At 57.8% G+C, this 17,847-nt stretch carries 17 protein-coding genes; 12 read left to right on the top strand and 5 right to left on the bottom strand.

The window, feature by feature from the left end; translation table 11 throughout:
- Positions 1-11: 11 nt before the first annotated feature.
- Positions 12-416, bottom strand: a complete 405-nt coding sequence (locus tag HMPREF0908_RS05880) for a hypothetical protein (RefSeq protein ID WP_006690528.1) — start codon at positions 414-416, stop codon at positions 12-14.
- 205 nt (positions 417-621) lie between these two features.
- Here HMPREF0908_RS05880 and HMPREF0908_RS05875 point away from each other — a divergent pair, with 205 nt between their 5' ends.
- Genes HMPREF0908_RS05875 through HMPREF0908_RS05820 form a run of 12 tightly spaced genes read left to right on the top strand, consistent with a single transcriptional unit; the run spans position 622 to position 12,572 of the window.
- Positions 622-2,148, top strand: a complete 1,527-nt coding sequence (locus HMPREF0908_RS05875; RefSeq protein WP_006690527.1) for an LPS-assembly protein LptD — start codon at positions 622-624, stop codon at positions 2,146-2,148.
- A complete protein-coding gene (locus HMPREF0908_RS05870) occupies positions 2,142-3,143 on the top strand; it encodes a bifunctional heptose 7-phosphate kinase/heptose 1-phosphate adenyltransferase (RefSeq protein ID WP_040572543.1) in 1,002 nt (333 codons plus the stop codon). The genes HMPREF0908_RS05875 and HMPREF0908_RS05870 overlap by 7 nt, the downstream gene beginning before the upstream one ends.
- Positions 3,130-3,597 carry a D-glycero-beta-D-manno-heptose 1-phosphate adenylyltransferase gene (gene rfaE2, locus HMPREF0908_RS05865; protein WP_006690525.1) on the top strand — a complete coding sequence of 156 codons (468 nt, stop codon included), beginning with the start codon at positions 3,130-3,132 and terminating at the stop codon, positions 3,595-3,597. Before HMPREF0908_RS05870 ends, rfaE2 begins: the two co-directional genes overlap by 14 nt.
- A gap of 14 nt (positions 3,598-3,611) precedes the next feature.
- Positions 3,612-4,667 (top strand): glycosyltransferase family 9 protein, encoded by a 1,056-nt coding sequence (locus HMPREF0908_RS05860; RefSeq protein ID WP_040572542.1) that lies wholly within the window; start codon positions 3,612-3,614, stop codon positions 4,665-4,667.
- Complete coding sequence (locus HMPREF0908_RS05855) at positions 4,660-5,688, top strand: glycosyltransferase family 9 protein (RefSeq protein ID WP_006690523.1); 1,029 nt, start codon at positions 4,660-4,662, stop codon at positions 5,686-5,688. Before HMPREF0908_RS05860 ends, HMPREF0908_RS05855 begins: the two co-directional genes overlap by 8 nt.
- A 3-nt stretch (positions 5,689-5,691) precedes the next feature.
- Positions 5,692-6,882 (top strand): glycosyltransferase family 9 protein, encoded by a 1,191-nt coding sequence (locus HMPREF0908_RS05850; protein ID WP_006690522.1) that lies wholly within the window; start codon positions 5,692-5,694, stop codon positions 6,880-6,882.
- A gap of 10 nt (positions 6,883-6,892) precedes the next feature.
- Positions 6,893-7,891, top strand: a complete 999-nt coding sequence (gene rfaE1, locus HMPREF0908_RS05845) for a D-glycero-beta-D-manno-heptose-7-phosphate kinase (RefSeq protein ID WP_006690521.1) — start codon at positions 6,893-6,895, stop codon at positions 7,889-7,891.
- A complete protein-coding gene (rfaD, locus tag HMPREF0908_RS05840) occupies positions 7,888-8,859 on the top strand; it encodes an ADP-glyceromanno-heptose 6-epimerase (protein ID WP_006690520.1) in 972 nt (323 codons plus the stop codon). The genes rfaE1 and rfaD overlap by 4 nt, the downstream gene beginning before the upstream one ends.
- On the top strand, positions 8,849-9,376 hold the full coding sequence (gmhB, locus tag HMPREF0908_RS05835; protein WP_006690519.1) for a D-glycero-beta-D-manno-heptose 1,7-bisphosphate 7-phosphatase: 528 nt from the start codon (positions 8,849-8,851) through the stop codon (positions 9,374-9,376). The genes rfaD and gmhB overlap by 11 nt, the downstream gene beginning before the upstream one ends.
- On the top strand, positions 9,366-10,571 hold the full coding sequence (locus HMPREF0908_RS05830) for an O-antigen ligase family protein (RefSeq protein WP_006690518.1): 1,206 nt from the start codon (positions 9,366-9,368) through the stop codon (positions 10,569-10,571). The genes gmhB and HMPREF0908_RS05830 overlap by 11 nt, the downstream gene beginning before the upstream one ends.
- A gap of 43 nt (positions 10,572-10,614) precedes the next feature.
- Entirely contained in the window at positions 10,615-11,760 is a 1,146-nt protein-coding gene (locus tag HMPREF0908_RS05825; protein ID WP_006690517.1) for a glycosyltransferase family protein, read from the top strand.
- A gap of 2 nt (positions 11,761-11,762) precedes the next feature.
- Complete coding sequence (locus HMPREF0908_RS05820) at positions 11,763-12,572, top strand: glycosyltransferase family 2 protein (protein WP_006690516.1); 810 nt, start codon at positions 11,763-11,765, stop codon at positions 12,570-12,572.
- A gap of 230 nt (positions 12,573-12,802) precedes the next feature.
- Here the strand turns inward: HMPREF0908_RS05820 and HMPREF0908_RS05815 are convergent, their stop codons facing one another.
- The 4 genes from HMPREF0908_RS05815 to dcuC form a co-directional block, all read right to left on the bottom strand.
- Positions 12,803-13,858 (bottom strand): tyrosine-type recombinase/integrase, encoded by a 1,056-nt coding sequence (locus tag HMPREF0908_RS05815; RefSeq protein ID WP_050755865.1) that lies wholly within the window; start codon positions 13,856-13,858, stop codon positions 12,803-12,805.
- 196 nt (positions 13,859-14,054) lie between these two features.
- Positions 14,055-15,365 (bottom strand): amidohydrolase, encoded by a 1,311-nt coding sequence (locus tag HMPREF0908_RS05810; RefSeq protein WP_006690514.1) that lies wholly within the window; start codon positions 15,363-15,365, stop codon positions 14,055-14,057.
- A 61-nt stretch (positions 15,366-15,426) separates the two neighbouring features.
- Positions 15,427-16,551: a M20/M25/M40 family metallo-hydrolase gene (locus tag HMPREF0908_RS05805; protein ID WP_006690513.1), complete on the bottom strand. Its 1,125-nt coding sequence runs from the start codon at positions 16,549-16,551 to the stop codon at positions 15,427-15,429.
- A 13-nt stretch (positions 16,552-16,564) separates the two neighbouring features.
- Complete coding sequence (gene dcuC / locus HMPREF0908_RS05800) at positions 16,565-17,839, bottom strand: C4-dicarboxylate transporter DcuC (RefSeq protein WP_040572540.1); 1,275 nt, start codon at positions 17,837-17,839, stop codon at positions 16,565-16,567.
- Between the last annotated feature and the right edge of the window lie 8 nt (positions 17,840-17,847).

The raw sequence follows: 17,847 nt of genomic DNA, 5'->3' as shown, positions 1-17,847 counted from the left end.
GATTCATCCTCCTATGTTGCCTTTGGCTGCTTTGCCAGCAGCTCTTCGATAAAATCCTCGATGCTCTGCATCGGCGAGGTGATGGAGTAAGGCCGCGGTGCCTCCGCTGCCTGTGAGGTACGCAGCACCTCCTTGGTGTCATAGACACAGACCTGTATGGACAGAATCTGATAGGTACACACCTGCCGATTGAAGCGCATCCGATAGAGGTAACGGCGATTCTCCGCAGCCTTGATGACGGCGACGGTGGCCTCCCGCTCTGCATCCGAGAGGGGGACAATGCTCGCGGCATCCACGTAGTAGCCTGTATCTCCGTTCGCGTCGGCAAAGCGCATATCTTCTGCCGCCTCGCAGGTACTGAGACTGAGGCATAAAACGAGGGCAACGAGCAGCCCGCCAATCGAAAAATGCTGCATGTGGGGAATCGCCTCCTTTGCTTTCTCTCTGATTCCGATCTATTATAGAGGAATTTTTTTGATGCGTCAAATGTAATCTGCCCCGCTTCCGCGGATGGAGCGGGAGTCACAGCGCTCTTTTCAGTTGCGAAAATTCCGTTTATGATGTAGTATAAGAGCGTCAAATCACTTTTAAAAGACATCGAAAAGACAGGAGAACGCGCCGATGACCACAGCCCTTACTACGCGTATTTTGCTCGCACTGACCGCCGCATGTGCGGTTCTTCCGGGTGCTGCACACGCATCGTACAATGGGGACTCGGACACGGGATTTCAGCATTTGGATTTCGTCGAGAATGAACGTCGTGAAGCACGTGCAAATCGCCTCTCGCCGGAGCAGGAGAAGCTGCTCGCCGATGCAGCAGCCCTGAAGAAACACCTGCGCCATCCCGTTGCCGCAGATCAGCCCTCGCCCATTGCGTTTGAGGGCGACGATCTGACCTATGATGAGAGCACGGGCGAGTTTACCGCAAAGGGACATGTGGATATTGTTCAGCTTGAGGCGCGGCGCTTTCAAGGAGACTATGTCGAGGGCAATACACAGACGGGGGATGTCTCCGTTCCCGATCGTGCACATGTGCTTCAGCTGACGCAGGGAATGCCGCGTGTTACGCTCGACGGCTATCGCATCAACTATAACTATCAAAAGCACACGGGGTCGATGGAGAAGGCGGACGGCAAGGCCGGTGCCTACTATATGACGGGCAAACGCTTTGAATTCTATCCCGACAAGATCGTTGTCTATGACGGTACACAGACGAAGTGCGGGGCAAAGAATCCGGACTATCACCTCAGCGCGGAGAGGGCGGAACTCTACCCCGGAGATCACCTCGTTCTGCACAACGTAAAGTTTTGGCTGAAGAACAAAGTCATCTATACGAAGAAAGAACATGAGGTTGATGTTGCGCACCCGATGCAGCGTAATTTCCCGCGCGCAGGCTATGACAGCAATGACGGTGCATGGGTGGAGCAGACCTTTGAGCAGAATGTTGCGCCGCGTGTAACAGCAGCCGAGCATATTCGCGTGACAGCCAAGCGCGGCTGGCGCAGTTCCTATGATCTCGGGTGGGCAAATGCCGGTGCCCGAGCCATGGTCACCTACGGCATCTTCGAGGACGGCAACAGCGAGTGGGTCAAGAAGATGCCGTCCCTTCTCACGGACTACAGCCATCGGCTTGGCCGATCGCCGATCACCTATCGTCTCTTCTCGGAATACGGACGCTGGTACGGCAGCGGAATCCACAGCAATCATTGGCAGTACGGCGTGTCGCTCGTGCATGATACCATCCCCTTCCACGGCTTTCGATTGGATCTCGCGGCAGGATATTCCATTACACGTGAGAGTCACGACCATTCACGCGTGCAGGGCATGAACGTCAGCGCTTTTCTTGCAAAGGCATTCAATGACCGCTTTGCTGCCTATGTCGGCGGTGTATACACGAAGAGCTCCAAGGAGAACGCCCTTTTCTCCTACGATCAGGAGGACTACTCCCGCGTGCTTATGAGCGGGCTGAGTTACCGCATCGGTGAGCGTGACCGCATTGCGGTCGGCACGAAATACGCCATGGAGCCGCACCGATGGACGGATGTCGATTACTATTGGTTCCACGATCTGCACTGCTCACAGATCATTCTGCGCTATCGTTCAAAGCAGAATACGTGGCGGATTAAATGGGAGTTTACGCCATGGTAAATGCTCTTGCACGCCTAAAGGATGCCGCCGTACTTGTCGTTGGGGACATGGTGGCGGATGTCTACCTCGACGGAACAATCTCGCGCATCTCGCGCGAGGCACCCGTGCTCGTCCTCGAGCAGCGCACGGAGCGCGTCGTGGCGGGCGGTGCGGCAAATGTGGCAAACAATGCGGCGACACTCGGCGGGCGCTCGTATGCTGCGGGGGTTTGCGGCACGGATGCAGGAGGCGATGCCCTCTGCTCCGTCCTTGGGGAGAATGGAGTCGATACGACGGGCTTTGTCCGTGATGCGGCGCATCCGACCATCACGAAGACGCGCATTATCGCGGGCGGACGGGCGACGGTCAGTCAGCAGATTGTGCGCGTTGACCGCGAGTGGCATACACCGCTTGCAGCGGAGGCAGAGGAGCACCTTTTGGCAGAGATCACGCGCCTCCTCCCACAGGTGCACGCGGTTGTGCTCTCGGACTACGGATCGGGCACGGTGACGGAGCGCGTGCGCCGCACGGTGATCGCAGAATCACGGCAGCGGAGGATTCCGAGCATCGTGGATGCCCGCTATGACATCCTCAGCTATGGGGGCATCGGCTACGTCAAGCAGAACGATGCGGAACTGGCGGCGGCGCTCGGGCGCGAGCTGCGTTCGGCGGCGGATATTCATGCGGCAGGCCGTGAACTCCTGACGCGGCTTTCGGCGGTCGGCGTGCTCATCACGCGCGGTGCTGACGGCATGACACTCTTCCTCGCGGACGGGTCGGCGACGGATATTCCCGTGAGCGATCACAGCGAGATCTTCGACGTCTCGGGAGCGGGGGATACGTGCGTCGCCGTGATGGCACTCGCCCTTGCTGTGGGCGTTGATCCCGTGACAGCGGCACGCCTCAGCAACACGGCGTCCGGCATTGCTGTGCGGAAACGCGGGACGGCGACGGTAGCATGGGCGGAGCTGCATGCGGCGCTCACGGCGGAAGGGGACGGTCATGCTCATACCTGACGAACACATCGAGGCGTATGCGGCGGCACTGCGTGCGGCAGGGGTACGTGTCGTCTTTACGAACGGCTGCTTTGACATCCTTCATGCGGGACATATACGTTATCTCACGGCGGCCCGTGCGCAGGGGGACCTGCTCATCCTTGGGCTGAACAGCGATGCCTCTGTACGGCGGCTCAAGGGGGAGACACGCCCCGTCAACAGCGAGCAGGATCGCGCGGAAGTCGTCGGAGCACTTTCCGCCGTCGATGCGGTGGTGATCTTCGGCGAGGATACGGCGGAGACACTGATCGCGAAGGTGCGCCCTGCGGTCTACGTAAAGGGCGGCGACTATACGCGTGAGACGCTGCCCGAGGCGCGCATCGTCGAGGCGTACGGCGGCGAGGTTGTCTTGGTCCCGCTCGTCGCGGGGAAATCCACGACGAACATCATCGAAAAGGCAGGGAGAAAATCGTGAAAGGAGGGCAGTTCATGAAGAATATCTTGGTCGTCAAACTGAGTGCGATCGGCGATGTGATTCATGCGCTGCCCGTTTCCTATGCCGTCAAGGAGACCTATCCCGATGTACATCTGACGTGGGTGGTCGAGCCGCCCGCCTATCCCCTGCTTGAGGGGAATCCCTGCATCGACGACATCATTCTCTTTGACAAGGCGAAATTCCGCAGCGTCGGCGGATTCTTCCGTGAATATCCGCCATTGCGCCGCCGCCTGCGTGCACGCCGCTATGATGTTTCGCTCGACCTGCAGGGGCTCTTTAAGTCGGCGGCGATCGTCTATACGGCAGGGGCAGCGGAGCGCGTTGGTACGGCGAACATGCGTGAGGGGGCGGATCATGTGAGCCGCCCCGTGCGCGGTGCACACGCACATGGACACATCGTTGAACGCTATCTGGATGTGGCGCGTGCCATCGGCTGCCGCGTGGATGCGGTGCGCTTTCCCATCGCCGTCTCGGATCGTGACCGTATGGCGGCGGAGACCCTGCTGCGCCGTGAGGGCGTGCCGGACGAGCGGACGTTTGTCGCCTTTGCTGTCGGCGCGAACTGGCCGAATAAGCGCTGGCCGGCGGAATCCTTTGCCGCGCTCGGTGACCGCCTCTATGGGCAGCATATCGTGCCTGTGCTCGTCGGCGGGGGACATCTGGATGAGACAATCGCCGCCGATATCATGGCAGCGGCGGAAATTCCGCCCGTGAATCTCGTCGGACGGACGAACCTGAAGCAGCTCGCGCAGATCTTTACGCATGCCGCACTTGTTCTGGGCGGTGATACGGGACCTGTGCATCTCGCAGCGGGACTCGGGCGGCCGACCGTCATGCTGATGGGGCCGACGGATGCGAACCGCAACGGGCCATACGGGCAGAAAGGGAACGCCATCGAGGCTGACCGATCCTGCCGCGGCTGCTGGAAACGCGCCTGCCCGAAGGGGCTGGACTGCCTTGCGGCGATCACGGTGGATGAGGCGGCAGAAAGGATCGGGGCAGCACTTCGTCATGCGAAGCAGCCGCATAGGGAGGAGCACCTTGTATAAGAATATACTGGTCATTAACCTTGCGTTCATTGGAGATATCGTCCTCGCCGTACCTGCTGTACGAGCTTTGCATGAAACTTTTCCGGACGCCCGTATCACGATGCTGACGGTACCGTTGACAGAAAGCATTGCACGGATGAACCCCTATCTTGACGATGTGCTCATCTATGATAAAAAAGGCCGTGACAAGGGAATACTCGGGATGCTGCACATGGCACGCCGCCTTCGGGAACGCCGCTTTGATCTTGCCGTTTGTATGAATTTTGCGCCGCGTGGTGCAGCCGTCGCATGGCTTGCGCGGATTCCAAGCCGATTTGGTTACGATGCACAGCATGGAGGCTTCTTCTTGACGAAGACAGCACCGGCAGACCGCTCCCAGCCAAAGCATGAGGTGCAAAACCAGCTGGACTTTCTGCGGACATTTGACATCACCACGTGCGATGCCAGCCTGGCGCTCCATATACCGGCGCAGATTGAGCATTCATTTCGCGAAAAGAGTAAGCCCCTGGGGCTCGCTGACCGGGGCTGTCTTGTCCTGTGTCCCTGCGGCAGAGTCCGGCGGCGCAGTCTCGGCGCGGAGACAACAGCCGCCTTGATTCATGACTTTTCCAAGACGGAGGGAGCACGGCCGGTCTATCTGATCGGCAGCGCGCAGGATCGGAGCTTTCTCATGCAGATTGCGCAGCGGGCCGCACTGGATGAACACCATGTTCTGGCGGGGACCTTCTCCCTTCCGGAGATTGCGGTTCTGCTGCGCGATGCAGATGTCCTTGTCTCGGTGGATACGGGACCTGCGCATATCGCCCAGGCAGTGCATTGTCCCGTCGTGGAGATCTTCAGTACCGGCGACCCGCGTATCTGGGGCCCGCGGGGAGCACATGATGTCGTTCTCGTCGAGCCGCGCGATCCTGCGACGGGGGCATTGCCCGCGACAGAATGTATCGAGAGCATTGCGGAAGAACGCATTCTCACTGCCGTCCAGGATATCCTGCGAAAGACGGCACATGAAAAAAAGAGGTGAGCAATGGCTTCGCAGATCTACCGCAACATTCTTGTCATCCACCTCATGCACCTCGGGGATCTCATGCTCGGTACGCCCGTGCTCGCCGCCCTGCGTCAGCAGTATCCTGCGGCGCGCATCACCCTCCTCGCGGACAAGAAGCTCGCAGATGTCGTCGCCGCAAACGAGCATCTCGACGAATGCCTTCTGATTGACAAAAAGGGCGCGGACGGCGGCATTCGCGGTATCCTGCGCTGTGCGATGCGCCTGCGGAAGCGGCACTACGATCTCGTCATCAATCTCCACCGCAACGAGCGCGCTTCAGCACTCGCCGCGCTCAGCGGCGGACGGCGCATCGTCGGCTACGCAAAGCCCGGCTTCTCCCTCGCCTTTGACCATGTCAGCCCAAGTCAGAATCAGGTGATGCACGAAGTGCAGTCACACTATGCGGCACTGCGGGCGGCGGGCGTGCTCGCTGCGGACGGGACGGCGGGGCTCGAGATGTGGATTCCGCCTGCCGCGGCAGAGGAGGCAGAGCGGCTCTGGACGGAGCACTTCGCCCCGGCCGACAAGGTGATCGCACTCAATATCGGTGCGAGCTGGGCGACCAAGCGATGGATCGATGACTACTTTGCCCGCGTCGCCGACACCTACCTCCGCCGCGGCTATCACATCGCCGTCATGGGCGGGCCGATGGATATAGCGATGGTGGAGGCCTGCCGTGCACACATGCAGGAGCGCGGGAATCCTCATCTGCATGTCTTTACGGGGCAGGTCAGCCTCGGCGTACTTGCGGGACTCCTCTCCCGCTGCATCCTCTTCATCACGACGGACTCGGGGCCGATGCACGTCGGCGTCGCGATGCACGTTCCCGTGATCTGCATGTTTGGCGCATCGCCCATTCCCGGGTTCTACCCCTACGATGCGCGGAGCATCTCCGTCCGTGCGCCCGTCCCGTGCCACCCCTGCCGCATCCACGAGTGTCCGCTCGGAGGCGAGGAGCACATGATGTGCATGAAACGGATGCCGCCTGACCTCATCTTGCAGTATGCCGATCAGATCCTGCATGAGCAGGAGGAGCGTCCCGCCTGTGACCTGCCCGCGCCGACGGACCACGAGACGCGGGTCGTGGAGATGGCGGACGGGGGATTTGTCCTTGCGCCCAAGGGAGCAGCAGGGCGGGTCGTCCGTTCGAGTTTACCGCAGAGCAGATAGGAGTATTTTCATGGATATGGAAAAAATCCGCCGTGTCGTTGCCGAAAAAAGCACGCGCAGCAACATCCTCGTCGTTGGCGATGTCATGCTCGACAAGTACTATACGGGCGAGGTGACGCGCATCTCGCCCGAAGCACCGGTGCCGATCACCCACGTGACGGGGACGCGCGAAACGCTCGGCGGGGCGGCAAACGTCGCACACAACCTTGCGCTCCTTGGGACGAACGTCAGCATCGCGGGCTACGTCGGCAGGGATGCGCACTGTGACAGCCTGCTGGGGAAGTTTCAGGCGCGCGGCATCGACTATGCGGGGCTCATCCATACGGAGCGCCCGACGACGACGAAGATCCGCATCATCGGCGGGCATCAGCAGATGCTGCGGCTCGACTTTGAGGATGTAAAGCCCATCGACGGCGCAGATGCGGAACAGTACCTCGCCTACATCGAGCAAAAGCTGAGCGAGAGCATGGACTGTGTCATCATCTCGGACTATGGCAAGGGTGCATGCACAGAGTACGCCTGTCAGCACATCATCCATGCCGCGCACGATCACGGCGTGCCCGTCATCGTCGATCCGAAGGGCCCGCAGTGGGCAAAGTACAAGGGGGCGGACTATGTGACGCCGAACCTGAAGGAGATCAACGAGGTTCTCCTGGAGCCGATCGCCAACGAGAACGGCGCGGCGGAGCGCGCGGCACACTATGCCATACGCAAGTTCGGCGTGAAGAACGTCATCCTGACGCGCTCGGCAAAGGGCATCTCGCTCATCCATGGACAGGAGGCCGTCCACATCCCGACGCGGGCACAGGAGGTGTTCGATGTCTCGGGTGCGGGCGATACGGTGATTGCCGTCTTTGGACTGGCTCTTGCGGGGGGACTGAAACCCGCAGACGGCGCGGCACTCGCGAACCTCGCGGCGAGCGTCGTCGTCTCGAAACTCGGAACGTATGCCGTGAGCCGTGAAGAACTGCTCCGCGTGCTCGATCGGCAGGAAGGGGCAGATCTATGATTATCGTTACCGGCGGTGCCGGCTTTATCGGCAGCAATATCGTCCATGCGCTGAATGCACGCGGCTATCGCGACATCCTCATCGTCGACGATCTGGAGGACGGCGAGAACTACAAGAATCTGCGCGGTCTCCATTTCATCGACTATCAGCACAAGGACGATTTCCTCCACCTCGTCGAGGAAGGCGACTTTGACGGGACGGACATCGATGCGATCTTCCATGAGGGCGCGTGCTCGGATACGATGGAGTATGACGTCAACTATATGATGAAGGTCAATTACGCCTACTCCAAGGCACTCCTGCACTTTGCGATGGGCGCGCGCATCCCGTTCTTCTATGCCTCCTCCGCCTCCACTTACGGCGGCGGGGCAAATGGCTTTACCGAGGGCGATGCGTGTGAGGACGCCCTCAATCCCTATGCGTTCTCGAAGCTCGCGTTCGACCGCTATGTGCGGCAGGTCATTCCCGAGGCACGCAGCCCGATCGTCGGCCTTCGCTACTTCAACGTCTATGGTCCCCAGGAGCATCACAAGGGCAAGATGGCGTCGATCTTCTATCAGCTCTATCATCAGATTCTCGATGTGGGCGAGGCGCGTCTCTTCCGCGGGACGGACGGCATCGCGGACGGCGAGCAGCGGCGCGACTTTGTCTATGTCGGCGACGTCGTGCGCGTCAACCTGCATTTCTTTGAAAATGGCGGGGAGAGCGGCGTTTACAACTGCGGCACAGGTACGGCACATACATATAACGAGGCGGCACATGCCGTGATCGCCGCACTCGGCAAGGGGCAGATCGTCTACCGCGATTTCCCCGAAGTGCTGCGCGGCAAGTATCAGAACTACACACAGGCGGACACACGAGCACTCCTCGCAGCGGGCTATACGGGCGGCTTTACCCCAATGGAGCAGGCGGTGAAGGAATACTGCGACTTCCTGAACGCGGGGGGCTACTTCTCCTATGCCGAATAAGGCCATCTTCTTCGACCGCGACGGGACGCTCAATGTCGATGTGCACTACCTCCACGATCCTGCGGAATTCGCGTGGACGGAGGGGGCGGTCGAGGCGATCCGCTGGGCGAACGCACACGGCTTTCTTGTCATTGTTGTCACGAACCAGAGCGGTATTGCGCGCGGCTATTACGGTGAGGACTCTGTCCGCCGCCTGCATGACTGGATGAATGCTGAGCTTGCACAGCATGGTGCGCATATTGATGCGTTCTACTATTGCCCGCATCATCCGGCGGGACGTGTCCCTGCCTATACATGTACGTGTGACTGCCGCAAGCCTGCGCCCGGGATGCTCCTGCGTGCGATCACGGAGCATGATATTGACCCCGCCGCATCGCTGATGATCGGCGATGCGCCGCGTGATATGGCAGCGGCAGAGAAGGCAGGCGTGCGGGGAATGCTCTACGAAGGAGGAAACCTTTTGGCAACGGTGCAATGTGCGGCAAAGTCGCTGCTGGGGGAAGGATATGACCATTGAAACGCTGAGCGACCTAAAAAGAACGCCTGTGGTGCGGCTTCACACGTGCGCATTTTATTTGCTCTGCGGGTTTGGTCTTTTCAGCAGCATATCAATTGGTGCCAGCAATGTATTTCTGGGGATGCTTACCATTGTTTTTCTGTGCCGTCTTTTGCTGAAACATGATGATTGGAAGGATGTATTGCCGAGCGGACGGATCCGCACGGCCTTTTTGGCTCTGATGGGGGCGGTGCTGCTTTCTGCGGTCTTTTCAACAGATGTTATCCTCAGCCTGCGAAGGTTTGTCGAGTACTATGGATATCGTATGATTGGTCTGTATGCTGTTCTGCTGATGGTACGTGAAAAACGCAGATTGTTGTGGATCGGTATATGTATTGCCGTCTCGTTTATTATCAATGATTGCGCAATTGTCTTCCAGGGAATTCAGGGAAACTTCCGGGCAGGCGGTTTTGCTTTCAGCATGGTTGCAGGAGCGACTCTGTCAATGTTCATCCCCGTATTGCTGATATTTTTGCATGAGAAATATTCCGACAGACGCTGGCGCGCCGCCGTGTCGGCGGTGCTTATTCTCAGCGGTGCGGCTCTTCTCTATAACGGTACGCGGGGGGCATGGGTTGCTGTGCCAATTGTTTCGTTTGTCTGTGCAGTTTTTATGATTCGGCAGAAGAAAAAGCTATTTGCCGGGGCGGTTCTGATACTGGCTGTGTTCTCCGCGGCATTTGCCCTGTCCCCCACGCTCTCGGCACGGCTTGTTTCAATTACGGATATAAACGTCCAGACCAATTGGGAGCGTATCCTCCTTTGGAAGAGCGCCTGCCACATGTTCCAGGATCATCCGATGTTTGGGGTTGGTTTTGGATGTTTTGAGAGACAATATCAGGAAACATATATCCTGCCCGGCGCGAAGGAACCTCAGTTGTTCCATGCACACAGCAATGTCATGAATACGCTTGCTGAATGCGGTGCCATTGGTCTTGGCGCGTTGCTTTTTTTCTGGTGTGTGCTGATTACCTATGGATTCCGTACGTGGCTGGCAACGCACAACATCGCCGCGCTGATCCTTTCTGCTGTCTTGCTCGGATTGATTTTGCAGGGGCTGACGAACTATAATATGGGGACTTCCATGGTGATGAAACTGCATTGGCTTTTGTTGGGGCTTTGCTTCTCCTGGCTGAGAGCGGATGCTGTGAGATAATTTTGATCGAGCTGCTTTTGTCGTCTTAGAGTGGAGAGAATATATGAAAATCGCTATCTTTGAGAATATCATGACACCAGGGGGACATGAGGTCGATTTTGATCGTATCCTTGTGGAGGAGTTAAAAACTCTTGGTCATGAAGTCTGTTTTTATGTCCCAGAAGGATTTCAATTTAGCATGGACTATCATGTTCCCGTGAATTATCTCAAGGGCAAGGTAGCTCCTTATACGACGGCACGCGGCTTCGGCAAGCTGATGGTTTCATTGCGTCGTATGCGGCGGCGCTTTTCTTGGTACCGTCAGCTTTACCATGCAGCAACAGAGAGAGCATTCGATGCACTCATTGTACCGACAGCTACATATCGTTATTTGCGCACGCTAAGACATAGTGTCCTGCGTTGTTCACCGATTCCGGTTTTGTTCTTTCATCATGGGATTACACCGCGTGATGCATCAGCTTTTTTCGATGCCGTCAAGTATTTATTGCCTTATCCAAATATTCGCCCTACGGTGATTACATTTGGGGAAAAAATATTTCATGAACGACTAACGAACCTTCATTACATTACTCCACCAACTTATATTCCTCGTGATATAGAGACTGCTTTACGTCCTCCTGTGAAAGCAGATGAACCGATTGTCATTGGCTTTTTTGGGCAGTTTCGCCGGGAAAAGCGACTTGAGGATTTGCTGAAAGTTTATCTTGCAGGGAACTATACGCGTCCCGTCCGCTTGTTTGTCCAGGGAGCAACAATGCATGAGGAGGACGCGAAGGAATTTGAACGCATCATATCTGCATATGCAGGAAATGGTATCGAGTTTCTGCACCGTGGATTAATCGGGGCAGAGTGGCAGCGCGCTATCGCGAGTGTCGATGCCTTGCTTTTACCATATTCGGCGGCGCGATATCGCTATCAGTGCAGTGCCATGCTCTTTACAGCGATTGGGTTTCAAAAACCTGTCTTGGTCAGCGATGACATGAATCCTGAAGTGCTGACGCGATTTCCTATAGGTGTTACCTTTCCGAGCGGTGACGATCATGCGCTTGGCAGAGCTTTGGAAACGTTTATCAATGAGTATGACTGTCGTGCACCGCAGTGGCATGATGCTCTTGTGCATGCAGAAAGCGAATATTCTCCTGTGCGCTTTGCGCAAAGCATCGTTGCGGTTATAGAAGGAGCTTTGTAAAAATGACACAGCCAGAGGAAAAGGAAGGTCTTATGAGTCTGAATGTATCGGTACTTATTCTCGCAAAAAATGAGGAGAAGAATATAGAGGCCTGTATTCGCAGTGCCTCCTTTGCAGGAGAAGTTCTTGTTATTGATGATTTCAGCACAGATCGGACGGCAGAATTGGCCAGAAGCCTTGGTGCACGTGTTTTAACACGGGCACTGGATGGAAACTGGGGAGCACAGCAGACTTATGCGATTGAACAGGCGCAGTGCGATTGGGTATATTTCCTGGATGCGGATGAGCGAATATCTCCGAAACTTGCAGAGTGTATTCGAAAAGTTGTTACGGAAGATGATCGCCGATATGTATATTTCAATGGACGTCTCAACTATTTTTGGGAACAGCCGCTTCGTCATGGTGGCTGGTTTCCAGGTTACGGCTTACATTTAGCTCCGAAAAAAGGAACAAGTGTAACGGGCTTTGTCCATCCGACAATCTGTCACTCTTATAAGATTCGAAAATTTCCCTCGGATGCATATCTTGTTCACTATCCCTATCGTGATTGGGAGCATCATTTGAACAAACTGAATTTTTATACGACCCTTGCAGCGAAAAAGCGCTATCAGGAGGGATATCGTGCACATATGTTCGATATTATCCTGCGACCGATTTGGGCGAGTTTTCGTATGTATTTCTTACGAGGGGGCTTCCTGGATGGACGTATCGGTTTTATCCTTGCTTCTTTTCACTTTTTCTATACAATGGAGAAGTATGTGAAACTCTACTACATCGATAAAACAAATAATCATGTCGGCGATTTCTCATAATAGAGGATAAACGACGTACGGACCAACGCAATACCTGTCATCCGCAGTACATCTTTTTTGCCTGCACTTTGGCGGAAAATTTAGTGCAGAGCCCCCCTCTCTGCATAACGGTTCTGCACCTTGTTCTGGAAAAGATCTACGTCAATCTGAGGGGCTGTTTTATCAGCGATTTCTTAAAACACCCGACCATAAGAGCGCATTGCTCTTGTGGTCGGGTGTTTGTGTACAGCTTATTTTTCACTCGTTGCAGGCGGTGTGCTCTGCACGCTCTCCACATTCAGTCCCGGTGTAATGCCGCGTGTGTAGCGGCGTTCCATGCGGTCGTGGACGTGGGCGTATTTCGCCGTGACCTTGGGGCTGCGCTGGCGCAGGGTTTCCTGTACGACACGCAGGTCTTTGGTCTCCTGATAGAGGTTCGTACCGCAGCTGTGGCGGAAGAGGTGGCATGCATAGCCGGGCTGCTTAAGCCCCGCCTCGGTGAGCGCCTTGTTGATAACGTAGCGGATGCCGACGCGTGAGATGCGCCCCTTGGGATTGTTGTTCGCGCAGGAGATGATGGTCGGCGTGAGACGGCTCTCGGGCGGAACAGCACCGCGCTTCTCGATGTATGCACGCAGAATGCCGAATGTCTCCTCACAGGGGTAGATGATGCCCGCGTGTCCCTTGCCGCGGATCTCGATGCGTCCGCGCTGCCAGTCGATGTCCTCGTCGGAGAGACGCATGACCTCGACGACGCGCAGCCCCTCGACGCCCATGAGGTAGACGATGAGGAGGTTGCGCAGACGGCGCAGTTCGTTCTTGTCAGCGGCAAGCCCCTCGCAGATCTCCTTGATCTGATCGACGGTGAGGTATTTATAGTCTTCGTCGAGGTGCTGCGGGTTGCGTAGCTGCAGGTCAGCGCAGGGGTTCTCTGCGATGAAGGAGAGGCGCTGGGCGACCTTGTAAAAGGCCCGAATCGCGGCACCCTTGATCATGAGGGTGGCGGCACTGTAGCCGCGCGTCCGCATCTCCTCCATATAGACGCGAATTTGGTAGTCATGCACGTCGTTCAGCGGATGAAGTCCCTGCTCCATGCACCAGTGGAGAAAGAGGCGGATGGCAAGCTCGTAGGTGTCGCGTGTGTCTGCCGTCGGCGCACCGCCCGCGATGTAGCGCGGGAGGTACTCGTAGAAATGTGCGATAAAGTACTCCGGCGTAATGGCGTCCTGCCGCACACTGAGCGACGGCGCATCCATGCGGCGCACAGCTGTGGGCGCATTTTCCCCGCGTCGGGCGGGAACGCCCATCTCCTGCGATCCTCCGCTGCGATAGGGTTCATTTGCCGTCAAAGAATCACCCGCTTTCGTCTTCTTTTATTGAGGAAATTATAGCATGAAGAGGGGGGCTTAGCAACAGGTGATAAAACAGGGAGTGCCAACGGCACTCCCTGTTTGTATAAGGGAAACACTGATAAATTCAGCATTATGGTTCACTGCGATGAAATTATTTCTCCATCAGCAGTGATGCGGCACAGGCGGCAAGCATCTTTAATGCATAGACGAGAGCGCGCTCATCGAAGTTGAAGTGCGAGTCGTGATGCCCCGCGGCGAGATCGGCACCGATCATCATGTATGCCGCCTGTCCGCCTCTCTGCTGCACTCGCTCCATGAAATAGGAGAAGTCCTCACTCGCGCCGAAGTTGGTCTCGGACATGATGTCCTTGAACAGTCCCAGCTCCCGTGCGCGGTGTTCGAGATATGCGGCGAGCTCCGGCGTATTGCTGCCGCCGGCGGCACCGCCCGTTTTCTCGATGCTGACCTGCACGTCGTACATCTGCGCCGCCGCCTTGATGATGCGCTCTGCCTCGGTTTCCATATAGTGATTGATGGCGCTCGTTGCGCCGCGCGTCTCGAGGGTGATCAGGCCTTTGTCGCCGATGACGTTGCGCCCGCTGCCCGCCTCCATGCGGCCGACGTTGATGCGCGATGCGCCGCCCGAGTGGCGCGCGATGGCGTGGAGGTTGAGTGTGGCACAGGCGGTGGCGAGGACGGCGTTCTTGCCTGCCTCAGGCGCGGCACCGGCGTGGGCAGGGACGCCGACGAAGCGGGCGTCATATTTGCTCGTTGCAAGGAAGCCGACAACACTGCAGGCGATGCTGCCCGTACTCTTTGCCTTAAAACCAAAGTGTGCGCCGAGCATATAGTCTACATCGTCCACGACGCCCTTCTCCGCCATGGCACGCGCGCCGCGCACGCCCTCCTCAGCAGGCTGAAAAACGAGTTTGATCGTCCCCCTGAGTCTGTCCTTTAGTGCCGAGAAAATGCGCGCGACACCGAGTCCGACGGTCGTGTGTCCATCGTGGCCGCACGCGTGCATCGCACCGGGGTGACAGGAGGCGAATCCTTCGCGGTTCGGGAAATGTTCCGGTGCATCCGTCTCAGTTACATCGTTGCTGTCCATGTCGAAACGAAGACCGACGACGGGGCCCGCTCCGCAGTGCAGCACGCCGACGACACCTGTAAAGCCGCCGTCCATTTTATCGAGCCACTGCGGGTCTGCCCCCTCACGGGCGGCACGCTCCTTCTCACGTGCGAGAACGTCGGGCGAGGGCACGCCCATGCGGGCATTTTCCTCCATGACCTCGCGTCCTGTGTGCACCTCCCAGCCGAGCTCCGTGAGCGTCTTTGCCACAATCGATGCCGTGCGGAACTCGGTCCAGCCCGGCTCCGGGTGCTGATGGAGGTCGCGCCGCTGACGCGTCAGTTCCTCCTGCATTCCATCGGCAAGGCGCATGATCTCTGCATCCAGTTCCATGATATTTCCTCCCTTGTTGTTCCGCAGGCGAAATGACGTCAGTCATTCGATCTGCTGTTCCTTATCCCTTGGCGACTTCCTGTACGAGTGTGAGCGTCAGCTCTGCCGCATCATAGAGATCCTGCACAAGGATGCTCTCCTCCTTTGTGTGGCAGTCCGTCATGCCGACGGCAAGGACAGTGGTCGGCACTCCGTAGGCATTGAAATGGTTCGCATCCGAGCCGCCGCCCTCCTCCTCGAGCACAACGGGAAAATTGCACTTCTCCGCCGCGCGCCGCAGGTAGCGGATGGGCAATGCATCGGCAGGCAGCTCGTACGGATCATAGTCCTTCTTGATCTCGATCTCGGCACGGCATCCCGTCCCCTCAAGCGCGCCGTGGACGGCGTCCACCATGCGCTGTGTGAGGGCGTCGAGCTTCCCCTTGTCGCGGCTGCGCGTCTCGAAATTCAGCGTGCAGAACTCTGCGACGACATTCGTCGCTGTGCCGCCCGCGATCCTGCCGACGTTGCAGGTCGTCTCCGCATCGATGCGCCCTTGTGGGACAGTCGTGAGCACCCGCCCCGCCGCTATGATCGCGTTCCGCCCGGCCTCGGGGTCGATGCCTGCGTGCGCCGCCTTGCCGATGATGCGCACCGCCAGCTGATTCTTGCCCGGTGCCTTAAACGCCGCTGTCCCTGCGTGCCCGTGCGTATCGAGCGTATAGCCGAAATCCGCGTGGAGCAGCGATATATCGAGACAGCGTGACCCGTTGACCCCGCCCTCCTCGGCAACGGTAAAGACAACTTGCAGGTCGCCGTACGGCAGATTCTGTTCCTTCAGACAGCGCAGGGTCTCGAGAATGGCAGCGACGCCTGCCTTGTCGTCCGCACCAAGGATGGTCGTGCCGTCGGAGCGGATCACGCCGTCCTTGACGATCGGCTGGATATTTGCACATGGCTCCACACAGTCCATGTGTGCTGTGAGCATTACGGTCGGCGCGCCTGCCGCCGTCCCTTTAAAATTTGCGACGATATTGCCGCAGTTTCCGCCGAGAAACTTTCCCGCAGCATCCTCGTGGATCTCTGCTGCGCCGAGTTCCTTCAGACGTGCTGTGAGGAGATCGCCGATTTCGCGCTCATCAAGCGTCGAGCAGCGGATGGAGACGAGCTCCAGGAACTCATCCAGGACTCTTTTTTGATTGATCATGAGATACCTCCTTTCAGAGGAAGAGCACAATCATAAACGTGATGGTTGTGAGGAGCATCGGGAGTGCGTTGCGCTTCGTCATCTCCATCGGGCTGACCTTGGCAAGACCTGCACAGACGATGGCGGCACCGGCGACAGGGGACATGGAGCGGCCGATCGCACCTGCCATCTGGGCGAGTGAGCCGAGATCGACGATGGTCATGCCGAAGGCCTCGGCGTGCGGGGTAATTGCACCATTAAACGCGAGTGCCGCGGCGTCGCCTGAGCCGGAGATGATCGCGATGACAAATGGACCAAATGCTCCCGCGATACGCGCGATGGACTCGGAGCCCTTCATTGTCTCGATGAGTGCGCCCGTCAGCCCCATGGCGGTCATGCCGGCGGTAAAGACAGCAGCGGCGACGATGAGTCCCATGACACTGCCGTAAGCACTGCCCATGCCGTCGAAGAACTTCTTTGTGACCTCCTGCGGGCTTGTGCGTGTGACGATCAGGGAGAGGATGCAGCCCGTAATCATGGCGGTTGGGACGCTCACCAGCGGCAGGACGGCGACCTGCTTGCTGCCGAGGACGAGCAGAATGAGCGGCACGAGGGGGACGATGGCGTAGAGCGGATTGATGTGGAAATTTTCATCCCGCTCCTCCTCCGCAAGTTCCTCGAGATAGGCGGCGCGGCGTTCCTCGTTTGGCCCTTCGCTGCGGATGATCGCAATCGCGGCGAGCGTGACGGCACAGACAATGGATGCAGCGATGGCGGACGGTGCCTCATTCATGATGACTGACATGATGTCTGTGCCCGCAAGATCGGCGACGAACGGGTTGTGCGATGTGCCGGGGCTGATCGCACTGCCCCATGTCCCTGCGAGAACGGCGGCGCCTGCCATGGCGGGATGCACGCCCGCCGCGATGAGGGCGGGAATGAGGATGCTGCCCACTGCTGCCGCGCAGCCTGCCGCGCTCGGGATGGCGATATTGATCCACCAGGTGAGCAGCATTGCGAGCGGGATCAGGACGAATTTCGTCCGCGTAATGACGCCCGAGATCGATGCGACGAGGTGACGGTCGCAGCCCGTCAGCTTCATGACGTAGGAGAAGCCCATGACCGTACAGATGACGGGAACGAGTGTGGTGTGCACCATGGTCTTGCTGAACGTCGTAATGGCGCTGTCGGCGACACCGCCGATGATGCACATGAGAAGTCCGGCACCGAAGAGTACCATACGCGTCTCATATTTTTTGATGATCGCGACAAATGCGAGGACAACGATAATTCCTCCCGCAATAGCCAATGAAAAAA

Source organism: Centipeda flueggei ATCC 43531, assembly GCF_000160695.1.
Taxonomy (GTDB): Bacteria; Bacillota; Negativicutes; order Selenomonadales; family Selenomonadaceae; genus Centipeda; species Centipeda flueggei.
Note: the sequence above shows the minus strand (reverse complement) of the source record. Positions and strands in the feature narration are given on the sequence as shown.